Consider the following 15,800-nt stretch of genomic DNA (forward strand, 5'->3'; position numbering starts at 1 on the left):
CGAGGCCGACATTCTGGCTTTCCAGCACACGCTGGAAGATCAGGTAGGTGAGGGTGCGGGTGCCGAAGGCGCCGCCGGTGGTCACGAAGATTTCGGCGAAGATCGACAAAAGAAAGATCGTCTGGATCAGGATCACGATGGTTATCGCGCGGCTCAGATGTGGCAGGACGATGTGATAAAAGCGTTTCAGGACTGGCGCACCATCCATTTCGGCTGCTTCCAGCTGTTCACTGTCCAGTGACTGAATTGCGGTCAGCAGGATCAGTGTCGCGAAGGGTAGCCACTGCCATGAGACGATCATAATGATCGAAGTCATTGAGGCCTCGGATAGCCATGAGATCGGCTCGGCCCCGAAAAAGCGCCATAGATGGGCCAGCAAGCCATTCACAGGATCCATGAACATGTTCTTCCACACCAACGCAGACACGGTGGGCATGACAAAGAAGGGAGCGATCACGAGGATACGGACAACGCCCTGACCCCACATGGGTTGATCCAGCAGCATCGCTAGTAGAATGCCCAGAATTACGGTGATCACCAAGACGCCGCCTACGATCATCAGCGTCGCCTGCACAGCGGGCCAGAAGGAGCTGGACGAGACAAACCGGACATAGTTGTCGAACCCGACCCAGCCCAAGTCGCCACCGCGAAGGGGCAGATATTTCTTGAAGGAAAAATACAGCGTCATCGTCAGGGGCACGAGCATCCAGCCAAGTAGCAGGACCACTGCGGGTGCCATCATCAGGCGCGCGACGGATCGGGAATGTTGAGTTGCCATGACGCAAACCCTCTCTGTTCAGGCATAACCAAAGCCTGCGAGAAAAACGCGAGTTGTGGAAGGGTAGAGCGGGGGGCAGACTTCTGCCCGCCCGCCGGGGAGGGATGCCTCAGTAGCCTGCGGCTTCCATTTCTTCGGTGGTGAAGGCCTGCGCTTTGGCGAGTGCTTCGTCCACTGACTGCTGTCCGGCATAAACTGCCGAGAACTCCTGACTTACTTGCGTAGCGATGCCGGCAAACTCGGGGATCGCGACGAACTGGATACCCGTGTATGGCGTCGGCTGTGCGCAGCAATTCTGTGGATCGGCCATCAGGATCGACTCTAAGGTCATGTTCGCAAAGGGAACTTCCTTGTAGTTCGGGTTCTCATAGAGCGAGGTTCGCGCGCCCGGCGGCACATTGGCCCAGCCTTCATTTTCGGCCACCAACTCAATGTAGTCTTTCGAGGTCGCCCATTCGATGAATTGCTTTGCCGCGTCCTCTTGCTGCGTGCCCGCTGGGATCGCTAGCGCCCAGGCCCACAACCAATTGGCGCGTTTATCTACGCCTTCCGAGTTCGGTGCCAGTGCAAAACCAACCTTGTCTGCCACTGTCGAGTCGTCAGGGTTGGTCACGAAGGACGCCGCGACGGTTGCGTCGATCCACATGCCACACTTGCCCTGCTGGAACAACGACAGGTTTTCATTGAACCCATTGGTGGCGAAGCCTGCCGGGCCAGATTCATTCATCATGTCGACGAAGAAAGTGAGCGCTTCTTTCCATTCCGGCTGATCGAACTGGGGCTTCCAATCCTCGTCAAACCAGCGCGCGCCGAAGGAATTGCCTGTCACGGTGATAAAGGCGCCGCCTTCACCCCAACCAGCCTTGCCACGTAGGCAGATGCCGTTGATGTCATTGTCCCGATCCGTCATCGCAGCGGCAGCTTCGCGGATGAATTGCCAGGTCGGCGCGTCGGGCATTTCAAGGCCGGCCTGTTCCATCAGGTCAGTGCGGTACATGATCATCGAGCTTTCACCATAGAATGGCGCTGCGTACAGCGTCCCTTCATGGCTTAGGCCCCCCGCCATTGCGGGCAGAATGTCCCCGACATCGTAGTCTTCGGACAAACCATCCAGCGGAACCAACCAGCCATTCGCGCCCCAGATGGGCGTCTCGTACATGCCGATGGTCATGATGTCGAACTGACCGCCCTTGGTCGTGATGTCGGTGGTGACGCGCTGACGCAGCACGTTCTCTTCCAGCGTTACCCATTCGACGTCGATACCGGTCGCTTCGGTGAATTTGTCAGTATAGCCCTGCATCCGGATCATGTCGCCATTATTCACGGTGGCGATCGTGATAGATTGCGCGTGGGCTGCGGCCGTAGCGACGAATGTCAATGCAGTCGCCGCGCGAAGTGCGTGCTTCAGATACATCCCTGTCCTCCCTGAGCTTGGATGTCGTGCAGAGAGCGTAGAGCGTAAATTGTCGCGCCGTCAATAAAAACTTTACGCGCGTTAAAATTATCGAGTTATGCCGAATTCCTTAATACGAGCCGCGCAGGGAAAAGGGTTTCTGTTCGCGTCTCAAATTCTCCCCCGTTTTCAATGAGTTCGAACAGCGTTTCGACACTTCTTCCGGCTACGTTGTCGTAGTCATGCGCAGCTGTGGTCAGAGAAGGGCAGGTGAATTTTGCGAACGGATGATCGTCATTTGAGGCCACGCGCAGCGTACAATCGTTCTTGCGTCCGACCCGAATCCCCTGTTCGTAACAGGCCGCGAGAAAGCCAATTGCCAGTCGGTCATTGCTGCATAGAACTGAATTCGTCCTCAATTGACGCTCGTCCAGAACTTTCAACGCGCCCCGGTGACCGATTTCTTCAAATGCCCAGCCTATGCCGTCGACTTTGATGATATGAGGCTCGAACCCGAGACGCTCCATCACCTCAACATAGGCTTTTCGACGTTTGTTGGCGTTCGGATTCGCAGGCGTACGCATTTCAAAGAAAGATGGCGGTTCGCCCGTGCGGGTCATGTATTCGACCGTTTGTGACACAAAACTGAAATTGTCCGATCCAACAAAGGCAGCCCCCAAACCATCCAGGTTACTGTCAAATAAGACCGTTGGCACGTTGGCACAGAATTTCTCGATCGCGGATCGGTCCGAGATACGCCCCAAAGGGGCTAGCAAAACCCCGGCGGGTTTCAGGGATTGCAGGCCGTCCAGAATTTCGTTCTCGAGCTTTTGCTCGCCATGTGAGCTGAAGAGAGACGGTCGATAGCCCGCCGCGATGCAGGATTGTTCCAGATACCGTGCGATTTCTGCAAAGAAAGGGTCAGACAAATAGGGTACGACGATGCCGATATTCTTGGTCAGCTTTCGGTTCTGGTTCACCGCATAAATGTTAGGGCGGTAATCAAACCGTTCGAGCGCTTCTTCGATGCGCGCCCTTGTCGTCGGGCGAACACTTTCGGGATCATGGAAATATTTGGATACTGTGGGCCGCGAAATGCCGCTGAGGGCCGCGAACTCTTCCATATTCTTAATCTTGGTCATGCTAGTCTGCCTGCGGATCATAGCCGCCTTGATTTTATCGTATCTTTACATATTCTTTGCGCGCGCTAAAAAATCAATAGCCACACGGTCTCCGAGTAGTTGAACGGGGCGAGGGGTTTGAGTGTATCTCGGGATCGATATCGGAACTTCGGCTGTCAAGCTTGCCTACGCGGATAGGGACCGGATTCTCGCGACATCTTCGGTGGGGATACAGACATCTTCACCCCAGCCCGGCTGGTCTGAGCAGCACCCGGACCTTTGGTGGAAGGCGACAGTAGACGCTTTGAACCAACTTGTGGGCCGAATTGAGTTGTCCGAAATCAAGGCCGTCGGATTGTCCGGTCAAATGCATGGAGCCGTTTTGCTGGACCGCGATCTGCGTCCGATCCGCCCGGCGATCCTTTGGAATGACAGCAGATCAGCACGCGAGTGTGATGAACTGCGTGCGGCCGAACCAAAGATTGGACAGATTGCGGGTGTCCTGCCCTTGCCAGGCATTACCGCACCTAAGATTGCATGGCTTAGACAACATGAGCCCGAACATTACGGTCGACTTGCCCATATCCTGCTGCCCAAAGACTATATCGGCTTATGTCTGCATGGAGAATTGGCAACCGATACGTCCGATGCGGCCGGAACAATGTGGCTTGATCAGGCGTCGCGCAAATGGAATGCCGCTGTCGCCGAAGCCACATTTGTAAAGCCCGACTGGTTACCGCCAGTATTCGACGGTCAAACAGTTGTTGGGAAAGTGACCGCGCGAGCTGCGGCAGAGACAAGGCTGAAACCCGGTATTCCCGTCGTGACCGGAGGAGGGGACGCGGCAACAGGGGCGGTGTCATTGGGTGCTACCGAGCCAGGGCGTGGGTTCATCTCACTTGGGACATCCGGTTAGCTATTTGTGGCTAATCGAAGTTATAAGCCTAACCCTGAAAGCTATGTTCATGCTTTTGCACACACGCTGCCCGATCGTTGGTATCAAATGGCTGCGATGCTGAACGGGGCAAGGCCCATTTCATGGATTGGGGATCAGTTGGGGCTGACTTCTACCAAAGTTGTCGCGCTTGCTGAAACGGTCAACGGTGATCGCGTTCCGATTTTTCTGCCCTATCTGACGGGTGAACGCAGCCCGCACGGAGACCCACGTATTCGGGCCAGTTTCTTTGGACTGGAGGATTCAACAACACGTGCTGACATCTGCCGCTCTGTAGTTGAGGCAATTGCGTTTAGCTTTGCCGATGCAGCGCTCAGTTTTGGTGACACAATTGACGACCTGCCCGAATTGGCCGCCATAGGAGGCGGCAGCCGATCAGAATTGTTGCTTGGTTTGATCGCAACGGTGATTGGAAAACCCATTGTACGATCTGATGGGGCGGCTTCCGGTCCGGCATATGGCGCAGCCCGGCTCGCGGCGTGTGGTCTCGGCGCGTTGACGAAAGCCGATTTGGCATATCACCCGCCCACAACCGAAAGGTTTGAACCCGCTGAAATGGCTGCACTTTCCGAGCGGTTGATGAAATTCCGCCGACTTTATTCTGCGGTTAAAGGTGTAAATTGATCGCACTAATAATCTTCAGTATTTAGATCGTCCCCCGCGCTAGATGGACCTGCGTTGGTAAAGCAATAGGCATGACATGGATCGACGTATGGGTGATAACTAGGTCTGAGAGGTGCAGATCATGCCTTCAATTTTCGGTAGGAATAGGTGTTGCGGATCTGAGTTTTGGGCTGGGCTATGGCTATCTTGATCACAATGAAATGCGTGATGTTAGAGACCCAGAGCCCCTCAGGAACAAATCTGCACCATTAAAGCAAGAGCGAAAGGGGTTGCGAAGCAAAAACTCGTTATCGGCATAGCATAGATTAATCCATGTTTCTTGGCGGTTGTTGATAGATACTCGTGGCCTTCAATCTTGTGCTCAGGCGGTAGCACATACTCCCTACCTGCGCGATCCGCTTGCCGTGATTGGTAGTCTTTTCGGGCGCTCGGAAGAACTCTTTCCAACACTTTTGACTGCGAAGCATTTTTTTCGATAGGCAGTTTCAATTACTCGACCGAAACGTGTTTCGCACCACAATCAGCGAATCCGCGAATTAGTTTTGCCGCGTCTTCTTCGTTGTCCGGTACAAGCGGCTGCAGCCTCGCCGAGACGGGAATCCCCAGCCTTACGAGTTCAGCCATCGCATTGAGTCGCTCGGAGACCGCCGGAAAGCAACACTTCTCTGCAGCTAGTGGTGATCGAGGTCCTTCGGGACCCGTCGTGTGAAGTAGAAGACCTCTGCATTCACAAATGAGAAGGGAACGGTTTTGTTCTCCAGCATGTACTACGCCCTTGATCAGCTCCGGTTAAAGCTGAAGGGAAACAGAAGTTTACCTGTTGGGAATGGTGCCCGGGGGCGGAATCGAACCACCGACACGAGGATTTTCAATCCACTGCTCTACCCCTGAGCTACCCGGGCACGGGAATGGCGTTTGCCATTGGGTGGAGGCCTTCTATGACTTGCCACAGGCGGTGTCCAGAGGCTTTTTGACATTTTTTCAATGCGGGAGGGACGTGGGGCTTTCGGTTGGTTCCGAGGTCGTCTCGGCGTCTTCTTCACGTTGCGATGGCACCGCATAAGAACCGTTTAGCCATTTTGCCAGATCGATATCCGCGCAGCGTTTGGAGCAGAATGGTCGAAAAGCCTGCTGGGTATCTTCTCCGCAGATCGGGCAGCTCATTTCAGGATCTCCGTCAATGGGATACGACCACGTTTGCGCTGTAGTTCGAAATGGCCAAGCGGGGTCCAACCGGCCAGGATCGTCTCGTCAGGATCGGACTTGAATGCCGACCGCAAGGCCGATTCGAAACCCCTCCGGTCTTTCTTGGGCATCGGTGCAAGGTCCAGAGTGATCTGCCCCCCCAACCCGCGCACGCGCAGGGCGCGCGGCAGGGCTTTGGCGCAGGCGAAGTTAGCTTTGGTTCCCGCCGCGAGAGATGTGTCGGCGCCGGTGTTCACATCCACCGCAACCAGCGCGCGGGTCGGTTGGATATAGAGGTGTCCTCCACCGGGAAGCGTTTCGGAAACCCCCTTTGCTGTATCGAGCGCATCAACGACACCGTGGTCCTCAAATCCGCCGGATGTGGTCACGACCTCGGCCGGGTCCGTCCAATCACGCCAGGCCAGGATATGCGGACCATCGCCCTCGCTCAGCAATTCTGGTTCACTGCCCGTATCAGCCAATACCTGCTCGGCAAGTGCCAACATGGCAGAGATATCTTCAGCGATTTCATCTGCATCCGCCGTCTGACAGCACGAGCGCAGGATCAGGCCGTGCGTGCTGTTTCCCATTTGCTCATGCGCGATTTCGAGAAGTTGGTCGCGCATATCTTCATCACGGATACGGCGAGAGATGTTCAGGCCGGGCGCGTCAGGTGTCACGATCGCAAAGCGGCTTTTGAACAGAATACGGTTCGAGACGGGTATGGCTTTGCCGGGCTCGGCATATCCGGTCACCTGCACCAGTAGCAAAGCACCGGGTGCCAACCCTTTGACTTGCCTCAGAAAAGCCGGGCCGTCGGGTGTGGTGAGAAACATGCCGCCCTGACCTTTGACCGGGCGATCGGCGCGGGCGCGGTAGATCGTACCTGGCGCAGGGGCATCTGTGGCGATCAGGAAATCGTCGAGAATACCATCCACCATCAGAGCTGCAGCTTCGCGTCCCTGAATATGATCCAGAATGATGGTACGACCCTTCATGATACCTCGCGATATAAGGGATAGCCGATGCCTTGCAGCAGTGCAGCCGTTTCGGATAAGGGCAGGCCGACGATACCGGTGAACGAGCCTGAAATCCACGGGATGAACGCACCGGCAGGGCCTTGTATTGCATAGGCTCCGGCCTTGCCCTGCCAGTCATCCGTCGCAAGATAGGCATTGATTTCGCTGTCAGACAGACGTTTCATCTTTACCTGAGAAACCACGTCACGCTGGAGGATTTTATCCCCGCGCCGCACAGCGACCGAAGTGATCACCCGATGGCGTCGGCCGGACAGGGCGTGCAGAAACTCAGCAGCTTGTCCCGCGTCTTCGGGTTTGCCAAGAATGCGGCGACCCAGTGCGACCGTAGTGTCAGCACATAAGGTGATATCATCGCTATCAGCTTGAACAGCCTGAACTTTTTGCCGGGTAATGCGGCTGCAATAGGGGGTCGGCAGTTCGCCATTCAGCGGGGTTTCATCGATATCCGGCGGACGGATCGCATCGGGCCGAACGCCAAGCTGCGCCAGCAGGTCCAGCCGCCGCGGGCTGCCCGATCCGAGGATAAACGCCATGTACGAAGCGTTACTTGAAGCGATAGTTGATCCGACCCTTGGTCAGATCATATGGGGTCATTTCGACCTGAACTTTGTCGCCGGCCAGAACACGGATGCGGTTCTTGCGCATCTTGCCTGCCGTATGTGCGATGATCTCATGGCCGTTTTCCAGCTCGACCCGAAACGTCGCATTAGGCAGGAGTTCCTTCACGACACCGGGAAATTCGAGCGTATCTTCCTTGGCCATGTTGTCTCCATCATTAGGTTGCACCTGCAGAATCTGCAGATCGTGCGCTTAAATGAGCCTATTTCGGCCTTATTTCAAGGGCGAAGTCACCTAAAGGGGTGATATTGTGACTGAATCGACCCGAGCGTCTTGCTCGGTCCAGTGCGTGCGGTTCAACACCCACCCGTCTGCGCGGACGTTTGCAATTGTGGACAGGTCGGTCTCGGCATAGGTCCAGCCGGCGGTATTCAGCGTGCCCTCGGCAAGCACTCCCGTCGGTGGGAACCCGATATCGGGCGGGCCAAACACGCCACCCATGCCGGTATTCATGTCGACTGCTTCGGACCATTCATTGCCGCCAACTAACGATGACATTACCGTAACGCATTGATTTTCAAGGGCACGAGACATGGCGCCGATCCGCACACGCCAATACCCGGACAGGGCTTCGGTGCAGGATGGTACGAGGATCAAGTCGGCCTCGCTCAGGGCCCGACCCAAGAGAGGGAACTCACTGTCATAGCAGATCAGAACGCCGATTTTACCCAATGCGGTATCAAACAGTTTCAACGAACCGCCCGGGGCGATGTCCCAGGCCTCGCGTTCAAACCGTGTCATGATCTGCTTGTCCTGATGATCGAGACGACCGTCAGGAGCGTAGAACACTGCGCGGTTCACCGGGCGCCCTGGTCCGTCGATGACCGGGGCGGAAGCCCCCAGAATGTATGTGTTATACATCTTTGCAAGGCGCGAATGCACAACTTGTACATCTTCCATCCGGTCGGAAACCGCCCGGATTGAGCGTTCGAGATCGCCGGCCACCTTAGGGCCGTCGAGCGTCGACAACTCCATTGCGCCGTATTCGGGAAAGACCAGAAGGTCGGCACCTTGTCCTGCGGCCTCGGAAACCCATGCCTCAAGCTTGTCTTCATATTGAGCCCAACTATCGAGCCAATCGAGGTCATAGGCGGCGGTGGCGATTTTCATTCCCAAGTCCTATGTCTGGTCGCTGCGCGACACTAGAACAGCAGATCGTCCAGGGCTACTGCAATCGCGGCACGGGTGATTCTGAAACCTATGTTGCGACTTACTGTTTCGAGGCGGGTGTGGGTTTATTGGCAGGTTTTCTCGGCCGCCGGTGCAGAGATTGCATCGAATGGCTGATCAGAGGTCGATTTGACCTATCGAAGAACCTGAACGAAACAGGCAAGGAACTCCACCTCGGGCATCAACTTTGCAACTTCTTCAAGCGCGCGAAGGGGCAGTTTTACATCAAGAACATTGGCCCCGGGGATATCGACTCACAGAAACAAGGCGTTGTCATTTGTAACGGCATCGTGCACCAAGGATGCGGCCAGAAGGGCAAATCCGGGGATCAGGTATGTCGTCGATCCGGTCGGTCAGGCTGGTTTGCGAAATCCCGAAAAAGCGGTGAAACGCCTTGTCCAGACCTTCGTGAATCTCGAACCCTTCATCGAAAGCGAGGAAGGCGAACCCCAGTGTAATCAGCAGCCAGATAATATGCTTGCGTTGCAGGAAAACCTGAAAATTAGCCAAGGCGACTTAATGGACGCGATCAGGCTGTCGCAAAACGGTCACTAACACGCGCTCTGATCTTCGGTAAACTGCGGCTCAATCGGGGCTTCAAGTTCATTTTGGGTGTGGATGTCGGGCTTGATTACCGGATCGGATCACTCGGGATTTTCCGTACGGAACAGGGCCCATGCGTCCTGCGAGGTGCCGTCCGGCTTGGTGCATATACCCACCTGACCCGAACCAGTGTCTTTGATCTTGTAGCTGCCGCCGATCTCAAGGCAGTAGGCTGCTGCTGGGTTCACCACCTGATGCGTTTTTCCATGTGCCTTGCGGTACAGCTCCCATGCATCGGCGGACGTACCGTCGCTCAGTGCGCAGCGAGACGTGGTCAGGTCATATTCGCCTCCAATTGAGCCACAGTACACGGCGGCGGGATTTGCAAGGCCGACCGGCTTGCTGCCATCCGCGCCCGCATGGTGTTCGCGAAAATAGGTCCAGGCATCGATCCGGGTGCCGTCGGGCAATTGGCAGATACCGCTCTGACCGTCCGGGCCGTCATGTATACCGTAGAGCCCGCCTTGCGCGATGCAATATGTTGCCGCGGGATTGGCCAGACCGGTGTTAGCAGAGCTTGCGGCGGGCAGGGCCATTGAAAAGGCCATCGTCAGGGCCGCAATCGGGCCTGCGGAATTCAATAGATGCTTTGTCATGGTCACCTCGCAACATTGTGGACAGGGCAGGTTCTGAGGATTTTCGCCGTTTTGCAGATCGATCCGGTCCTGCGCGGATACTTGGATCAGAGTTGTTCCACCTTGATCGAGTCTGCGGGATAAAAGGCCAGGTGATCCTTGATTTCGGCCACCGCGTCGATCGGGTTTTCATAACTCCAAGCGGCGTTTTCGGTGACTGAGGATTTGTTTACGATCGAGAAATGCGTGGCGTCTCCCTTGCCTGCGCATTGGGTGACTTTGTTGGTCCGATCCAGAAAGGCCATCGCAATGTCCGCACGCGGGAAGTAGATAACCGGGTCTTTGTCGCCTTCCAGAAGTTCCAGCGCGTTGTTGGTTTCACCCAAAATCGCGCCGCCTGAACGGACGCTCCATTTGCCCGGTGCTTTGCTGATCGTGATGGTGTCTGTCATTCCTGTTCCTTCCCTCGTCGTGTCAGGGCTTCTCCTCTGCCCAAACTATGTAACAATCCGGTGTCAGACCGGTGCGGTTGCGGCATCCAACCACAGTTGAGCGGCGTCGCCCAGCCTTGGCCGGACTTTTTCCGCGACGTCGCGGTGATAGGCGTTCAGCCAAGCACGTTCCTCTCGTGTCAGCATATCGACTACAATCAAACGCCTGTCGATTGGGACATAAGTCAGCGTACGCCAGTTCAGCATGGCGCGTTCATCGTCACCGCTGGGCAGGTTTGGGGCCTCTTCCACTACGACAAGGTTCTCAAGCCGGATGCCAAAAGCACCCTCGCGGTAATATCCCGGCTCGTTCGACAGGATCATACCCGGCTCAAGCGGGACATGGCTGACCCGAGACAGGCGCTGAGGGCCCTCATGCACGCTGAGATAGGTACCGACCCCATGACCAACCCCATGGTTGAAATCCTGCCCGGCCAGCCACAGCGGCAGCCGCGCTACGCATTCGATATCGCGTCCTGCCAAGCCAACAGGCCAGCGTAGCATCGACATGGCGATCATGCCTTTGAGGACGCGTGTAAAGCAGGCCTTCTCCTCATCCCCAACATCGCCGATTGCAATTGTGCGGGTGATATCGGTGGTGCCGTCCAGATATTGCCCACCGCTGTCCAGCACCAGCAGGTGACCGTTTTCCAGCCTGCTGTCGGTTTCCTCGGTCACGCGATAATGCATGATGGCCCCGTTCGGCCCGGTGCCCGCGATGGTGTCGAATGAGATATCCTGCAGCGCGTTGTCCCGGCGGCGGCTTTCTTCCAGCCGCGTTACTACCTGTGTCTCGGTCAGGGTGCCGGGCTTCTGCGCGTCCAACCAACACAGCAGTTCGATCACCGCTGCGGCATCTCGCAGATGTGCCTCGGCCGTGCCTGCGATTTCGGCCGGGTTCTTGCGGGCTTTGGGCAGGGCGCAGGGATCGCCGCCATCGACCATACGGTCCCCCAACGCATCCGCTACGATCTGCGGAACCGTTCCCGGATCGACCTGTACCTTGCCTTCAAGTGCCTCAACCGCTGTCAGGAACGCGTCGGGTTGGTGTTGGGTGACCTGCGGGCCCAGATGATCCTTCAGCCCGTTCAGTTTGGCAGCGGCCATGAACAGATCCACCCGCCCATCACCGTGCAGGATGGCAAAGCCATGGGCCACAGGGTTGTATGCGATATCCGCGCCGCGGATATTCAACAGCCACATGATCGAATCCGGCAAGGTGATCACCGCTGCCGCGCGATCTGCGCTCTGCAGGTCACTCGCGAGGCGCTTGATTTTGCGCTCGGCGCTTTCACCTGCAAATTCAATCGGATGTGCCCTGACAGGATTCATCGGAGGGTCGGGTTGATCCGCCCAAATTCGGTCTACAAGGTTATCACAGCGCACCAGTTCGACGCCGCTGCCTTCAAGCTCTTTCTGTGCAGACGAAATCTGTCCTGCAGCGTGGAGCCACGGATCAAACCCGACTTTGCCGCCATTTGGCAATTGCTCTTTCAACCACGCGCTCAGGCTGACATCTGGCCATGGGACCGGCGTGTAATCCTGTGCGACCTGGGCCTTTACCTGAGTGCGATAGCGCCCGTCGATGAAAACCCCGGCAATGTCCGTGAGCGCCGCGCAAAACCCCGCAGAACCGGTGAACCCGGTAAGCCAGGCCAGCCTTTCATCCCGAGGGGCCACATATTCACCCTGATGCGCATCCGCACGCGGGATCAGGAAGCCCTGCAGGCCTTCGCGCGCCAGCTCGTCCCGCAAAGCGTCCAGTCGTGGTGGGCCTTGCTCGGGGCGTGCGGTCACTTCGAAACTCTGGAACATGGGCGGCCTCATTCGTCGGTCTTGCTGCGCGCAAACCTGCGGCCTGCGGTAGGAAATGTCCAGCGCCTCGGCGCACACTATTCTTCTGTCTCAAGAAAGCGTTGAATGGCCTGGATATACGGGTTGTAGGCCTCATTTCCAGGCAATGGTATCTGGTTGCCGGTCTCAAGGATCACAAGCGAGGCATTGGGGATTCCAGCCGCCAGTTTGCGCGCCTCGGACAGGGGGTGAACGGCTGTGTGCCGCCCGTGCAGAACCAGAGTGGGGCATTGCACCATCGGAAGAAGTTGCAGCACCGAGGTGCTATTGGCGATGTCACGGTAGTGAAGTCTTTCCTCGCTTGAATAAAGTGTCTGCAATTCATTGACCATGTGCCGAACGCTATCCAGCGGACCTTCTGGAAAATAGCTGAATTCAGCGCCCATAGCATAGCCGCTGCCCGGCGTGTTCCAGCCTTCCGCGATCAGTGACCGGATCGAGTCGGGTTGTTTGGTATCTTCCCGGTAATCTCGCCCTTCTGCCCATCCGCCGGAGATAATCAGCTTGTCAATCCGCTCGGGGTGCCTTGCGGCGAAGTGTAGGGCAGGGAAGGTGCCGCCCATTTCACCGAGAATGGAAAAGCGGTCAAACCCCGCTGCATTCACGACGGTCAGGATTTCTTCTATTCTGCGGTCATACACCGCCTGATGATCGATGTTTGAGCTGACGTCATTGTCCTTGTTGTAGCGTAACAGGCGGAAACGGTTTGCCATGTCCTGCAACCGGGTACGCTCGGACGGGATGCGCCATTCCGCCTCCAGATCGTGCACGACCGAACCGATGCGCAGCACCGGCAACCCATCACCGGAAAGCGTGTATGGAACAGCGCGGCCCTTCGCACCGCGCGCGTAACGCAGCCGTTGCGTATGGTTTTCTACGCCTGAATCGGTGTCGGCGTCACAGGTCACATCCGCCGCCATTTGCAACCCGCGCCGTACGACTGTCCGAATGATCCGTTGCGCTTTGCCATCATCGCCGACTGCTTTACGCGCCGCTGCGATACGTGCGCTGATGGTAGAATCCGAGACAAAGCGGCCACTCCATACCCGCGCGATGATCTCGTCCCGGGGCACCAGCTTACCTGGGTGCTGGGCCAAGAGGACCAACAGATCGAATACCTGAGGTTCGATTGCGACGGGCTCACCCCGGCGGGTCAGGACGTGTCGATCCACATCCAGAATACAGTCTGCAAACTCATAGCGCATGGGGCAAATACACTCCGTTTCTCGCGGAACGACAAGGTTCAACAACAATCTCAAGGGTTTCTAGGGCGTATCTCAGGACCAGCTACAAGCAGGCCGGGCAGGGTTGGGACACTATCCAAGCAGATAAACAGGAGAACGAATGATGTTCCTGCCCTTCGATATAGCGCTTATGCGCTATCCGTTGCGCCACCATAAGCAAAGTCGCCTTCAGCGGTGCAAAAACTGGCTTGGATGGCACTAAGTCTGCACTGTCGAAGCAGGGCCGTCAACTGGCCCGCTTCATCCCCATCACGCGCGCGCGGGCGCGCGGGTCGCTGTCGAACAGTGCGGCCAACTGCTCGGTCATAGCACCTGCAAGCTGCTCGACATCGGTGATCGTGACGGCGCGGTCATAATAGCGCGTCACGTCGTGGCCGATGCCGATGGCCAGTAGTTCTACCATCTTGCGTTTTTCGACCATGGCGATCACGTCGCGCAGGTGCTTTTCCAGATAGTTTGCCGGGTTCACGCTAAGCGTGGAATCATCCACCGGCGCGCCGTCCGAGATCACCATCAGGATCTTGCGGGCCTCACGCCGCGCGAGCATCCGGCGATGCGCCCATTCCAACGCCTCACCGTCGATGTTTTCCTTCAGCAGGCCCTCTTTCATCATCAGACCCAGATTGGGTCGCGCGCGACGCCATGGGGCATCGGCGCCTTTGTAGATGATGTGGCGCAGATCGTTCAGTCGCCCCGGTTGTTGCGGGCGGCCATCGTTCAGCCACGCCTCGCGCGCCTGACCGCCTTTCCAGGCCCGGGTGGTAAAGCCCAGAATCTCGACCTTGACGTTGCAACGTTCCAGCGTCCGCGCCAGGACATCTGCACAGATCGCGGCAATCGAGATCGGACGGCCCCGCATCGAGCCGGAATTGTCCAGAAGCAGCGTCACCACTGTATCGCGGAATTCGGTATCTTTTTCGACCTTGAAGCTTAGCGGCGTGGTCGGGTTGGCCACGACGCGCGCCAGACGTCCGGCATCCAGAATGCCTTCCTCGCGGTCGAATTCCCAAGACCGGTTCTGCTGTGCCTGCAAGCGGCGTTGCAGCTTGTTGGCGAGACGGCTGACCGCACCTTTCAGCGGCTCCAACTGCTGATCCAGATACGCACGTAGGCGCTCCAGCTCTGCCGGTTCCGCCAAATCTTCAGCTGCGATCTCTTCGTCGTGGGTGTTCAGATAGACCTTGTAATCCGGGTCCGCCTCGGACGCAGGTGGCGGGGCAGGCGGTTCTAGCGGAGCCTCGCCCTCGGGCATTTCAGCCTCATCGCCCATCTCATCCTCGGCCATCTCGTCCATCGAGACCTGGGCTTGAGACTGGTCCTGCTGTTCTTCCTGAGTTTGCTCAGGCGTCGCGTCGGCGTCTTGTTCGTCCTGATCATCCTGCCCGGTGCTGTCGGGATCGGGCTGTTCTTCAGCGTCATCCTCGGCCTGATCTTCCTGCTCGTCGTCCAGTTCATCCGGGTCATCACCCAGCTGATCGCCGTAACCCAGATCTTTGATCATCTGTCGGGCGAATTTGGCAAATTCGGCCTGGTCCGAAAGGATTTCGTCAAGATTTTCCAGCGTCCCGCCGGCCTGTTCCTCGATAAATCCGCGCCACAGGTTCATGACATTCTCGGCGGCAGGCGGCATGTCGCGGCCCGTGGCCAGATGCCGGATCAGATAGCCCGCCGCCACAGCCAATGGCGCATCCGCAGGCTGTTTGCACTGATCATAGCCGCGCCGGATCGCCTCATGCCCGATCTTGACGTCGATATTCGACGCGGTGCCGGGCATATCCCGCGCACCCATCGCCTCGCACCGGGCGGTCTCCATCGCCTCATAAAGATCCCGTGCCATATCACCCGGAGGGGCATATCGCGCATGGGTCGCGTCATCATGATATTTGCGTTGTAAAGCTAATGCGTCTGCCGTCCCGCGCGCCAACAGAACCTCTTCGCGCGTCATCCGGCGTGAGACCTGCGGCAAACGCATCGACTCGCCCGACAGGCCCGATGGATCAACAGTGTAGCTCACCGACAATTCGGGGTCGTCGGCCATAACTTTAGTAGCCTCGGCCAGAGCCTTCTTGAACGGATCAGCAGGATTGTCGTTCTTCTGCACCATGTTCAATCGCCCTTTGTGTTGCAGTGACCCGCCGCATCAATGCGA

Annotated in this window: 17 protein-coding genes and 1 tRNA gene; 2 read left to right on the top strand and 16 right to left on the bottom strand. The window is 57.1% G+C overall.

Going from position 1 to position 15,800, the window contains the following annotated elements:
- The 3 genes from ACR0BT_RS19430 to ACR0BT_RS19440 form a co-directional block, all read right to left on the bottom strand.
- The coding region (locus tag ACR0BT_RS19430; RefSeq protein WP_480763880.1) for a carbohydrate ABC transporter permease at window positions 1-778 on the bottom strand (778 nt) is incomplete at its 3' end.
- 109 nt (window positions 779-887) lie between these two features.
- Window positions 888-2,192 (bottom strand): ABC transporter substrate-binding protein, encoded by a 1,305-nt coding sequence (locus ACR0BT_RS19435; RefSeq protein ID WP_170392705.1) that lies wholly within the window; start codon window positions 2,190-2,192, stop codon window positions 888-890.
- 95 nt (window positions 2,193-2,287) lie between these two features.
- Window positions 2,288-3,313 carry a LacI family DNA-binding transcriptional regulator gene (locus ACR0BT_RS19440; protein WP_170565216.1) on the bottom strand — a complete coding sequence of 342 codons (1,026 nt, stop codon included), beginning with the start codon at window positions 3,311-3,313 and terminating at the stop codon, window positions 2,288-2,290.
- Between the two features lie 121 nt (window positions 3,314-3,434).
- On the opposite strand from ACR0BT_RS19440, the gene ACR0BT_RS19445 reads away from it, so the two are divergent.
- Window positions 3,435-4,208, top strand: a complete 774-nt coding sequence (locus ACR0BT_RS19445; RefSeq protein WP_480763881.1) for an FGGY family carbohydrate kinase — start codon at window positions 3,435-3,437, stop codon at window positions 4,206-4,208.
- Window positions 4,209-4,214: 6 nt separating this feature from the next.
- Entirely contained in the window at window positions 4,215-4,871 is a 657-nt protein-coding gene (locus tag ACR0BT_RS19450; RefSeq protein WP_480763882.1) for a xylulokinase, read from the top strand.
- Between the two features lie 489 nt (window positions 4,872-5,360).
- On the opposite strand, the gene ACR0BT_RS19455 is transcribed toward ACR0BT_RS19450, so the two are convergent.
- The 13 genes from ACR0BT_RS19455 to cobT all read right to left on the bottom strand — a co-directional run bounded on the left by ACR0BT_RS19455 (window position 5,361) and on the right by cobT (window position 15,755).
- Complete coding sequence (locus ACR0BT_RS19455) at window positions 5,361-5,495, bottom strand: hypothetical protein (protein ID WP_480537039.1); 135 nt, start codon at window positions 5,493-5,495, stop codon at window positions 5,361-5,363.
- Between the two features lie 203 nt (window positions 5,496-5,698).
- Window positions 5,699-5,773 (bottom strand) — tRNA-Phe (locus ACR0BT_RS19460).
- 79 nt (window positions 5,774-5,852) lie between these two features.
- Window positions 5,853-6,035, bottom strand: coding sequence for a DNA gyrase inhibitor YacG (locus ACR0BT_RS19465; RefSeq protein WP_170402469.1), 183 nt, complete (start codon window positions 6,033-6,035; stop codon window positions 5,853-5,855).
- Entirely contained in the window at window positions 6,032-7,054 is a 1,023-nt protein-coding gene (locus ACR0BT_RS19470; protein ID WP_480763883.1) for a ribonuclease E/G, read from the bottom strand. The genes ACR0BT_RS19465 and ACR0BT_RS19470 overlap by 4 nt, the downstream gene beginning before the upstream one ends.
- On the bottom strand, window positions 7,051-7,629 hold the full coding sequence (locus tag ACR0BT_RS19475; RefSeq protein WP_170513311.1) for a Maf family protein: 579 nt from the start codon (window positions 7,627-7,629) through the stop codon (window positions 7,051-7,053). The genes ACR0BT_RS19470 and ACR0BT_RS19475 overlap by 4 nt, the downstream gene beginning before the upstream one ends.
- A gap of 10 nt (window positions 7,630-7,639) precedes the next feature.
- The gene (infA, locus tag ACR0BT_RS19480; protein WP_005978431.1) at window positions 7,640-7,858 is read right to left on the bottom strand and encodes a translation initiation factor IF-1; all 219 of its coding nucleotides are present in this window, start codon (window positions 7,856-7,858) and stop codon (window positions 7,640-7,642) included.
- Window positions 7,859-7,948: 90 nt separating this feature from the next.
- Window positions 7,949-8,824 carry a carbon-nitrogen hydrolase family protein gene (locus tag ACR0BT_RS19485; RefSeq protein WP_480763884.1) on the bottom strand — a complete coding sequence of 292 codons (876 nt, stop codon included), beginning with the start codon at window positions 8,822-8,824 and terminating at the stop codon, window positions 7,949-7,951.
- 333 nt (window positions 8,825-9,157) lie between these two features.
- A complete protein-coding gene (locus ACR0BT_RS19490) occupies window positions 9,158-9,394 on the bottom strand; it encodes a hypothetical protein (protein WP_170648561.1) in 237 nt (78 codons plus the stop codon).
- Window positions 9,395-9,528: 134 nt separating this feature from the next.
- On the bottom strand, window positions 9,529-10,083 hold the full coding sequence (locus ACR0BT_RS19495) for a DUF333 domain-containing protein (RefSeq protein WP_480763885.1): 555 nt from the start codon (window positions 10,081-10,083) through the stop codon (window positions 9,529-9,531).
- A gap of 86 nt (window positions 10,084-10,169) precedes the next feature.
- Window positions 10,170-10,514, bottom strand: coding sequence for a DUF427 domain-containing protein (locus tag ACR0BT_RS19500; RefSeq protein ID WP_480763886.1), 345 nt, complete (start codon window positions 10,512-10,514; stop codon window positions 10,170-10,172).
- A 63-nt stretch (window positions 10,515-10,577) separates the two neighbouring features.
- Window positions 10,578-12,368, bottom strand: coding sequence for an aminopeptidase P family protein (locus tag ACR0BT_RS19505; RefSeq protein WP_480763887.1), 1,791 nt, complete (start codon window positions 12,366-12,368; stop codon window positions 10,578-10,580).
- 77 nt (window positions 12,369-12,445) lie between these two features.
- Window positions 12,446-13,612, bottom strand: coding sequence for an alpha/beta hydrolase (locus ACR0BT_RS19510; protein WP_170733710.1), 1,167 nt, complete (start codon window positions 13,610-13,612; stop codon window positions 12,446-12,448).
- A gap of 265 nt (window positions 13,613-13,877) precedes the next feature.
- On the bottom strand, window positions 13,878-15,755 hold the full coding sequence (gene cobT, locus ACR0BT_RS19515; RefSeq protein ID WP_170513326.1) for a cobaltochelatase subunit CobT: 1,878 nt from the start codon (window positions 15,753-15,755) through the stop codon (window positions 13,878-13,880).
- Between the last annotated feature and the right edge of the window lie 45 nt (window positions 15,756-15,800).

Source organism: Ruegeria sp. CJ6, from assembly GCF_056536665.1.

Bases quoted from the DNA above. Each gene is read 5' to 3' on its own strand.
- ACR0BT_RS19440 (WP_170565216.1), bottom strand. From the start codon at position 3,313: ATGACCAAGATTAAGAATATGGAAGAGTTCGCGGCCCTCAGCGGCATT.
- ACR0BT_RS19470 (WP_480763883.1), bottom strand. From the start codon at position 7,054: ATGAAGGGTCGTACCATCATTCTGGATCATATTCAGGGACGCGAAGCT.
- ACR0BT_RS19500 (WP_480763886.1), bottom strand. From the start codon at position 10,514: ATGACAGACACCATCACGATCAGCAAAGCACCGGGCAAATGGAGCGTC.
- ACR0BT_RS19505 (WP_480763887.1), bottom strand. From the start codon at position 12,368: ATGTTCCAGAGTTTCGAAGTGACCGCACGCCCCGAGCAAGGCCCACCA.
- ACR0BT_RS19475 (WP_170513311.1), bottom strand. From the start codon at position 7,629: ATGGCGTTTATCCTCGGATCGGGCAGCCCGCGGCGGCTGGACCTGCTG.
- ACR0BT_RS19510 (WP_170733710.1), bottom strand. From the start codon at position 13,612: ATGCGCTATGAGTTTGCAGACTGTATTCTGGATGTGGATCGACACGTC.
- ACR0BT_RS19465 (WP_170402469.1), bottom strand. From the start codon at position 6,035: ATGAGCTGCCCGATCTGCGGAGAAGATACCCAGCAGGCTTTTCGACCA.
- infA (WP_005978431.1), bottom strand. From the start codon at position 7,858: ATGGCCAAGGAAGATACGCTCGAATTTCCCGGTGTCGTGAAGGAACTC.
- ACR0BT_RS19485 (WP_480763884.1), bottom strand. From the start codon at position 8,824: ATGAAAATCGCCACCGCCGCCTATGACCTCGATTGGCTCGATAGTTGG.
- ACR0BT_RS19455 (WP_480537039.1), bottom strand. From the start codon at position 5,495: ATGGCTGAACTCGTAAGGCTGGGGATTCCCGTCTCGGCGAGGCTGCAG.
- ACR0BT_RS19495 (WP_480763885.1), bottom strand. From the start codon at position 10,083: ATGACAAAGCATCTATTGAATTCCGCAGGCCCGATTGCGGCCCTGACG.
- ACR0BT_RS19435 (WP_170392705.1), bottom strand. From the start codon at position 2,192: ATGTATCTGAAGCACGCACTTCGCGCGGCGACTGCATTGACATTCGTC.
- cobT (WP_170513326.1), bottom strand. From the start codon at position 15,755: ATGGTGCAGAAGAACGACAATCCTGCTGATCCGTTCAAGAAGGCTCTG.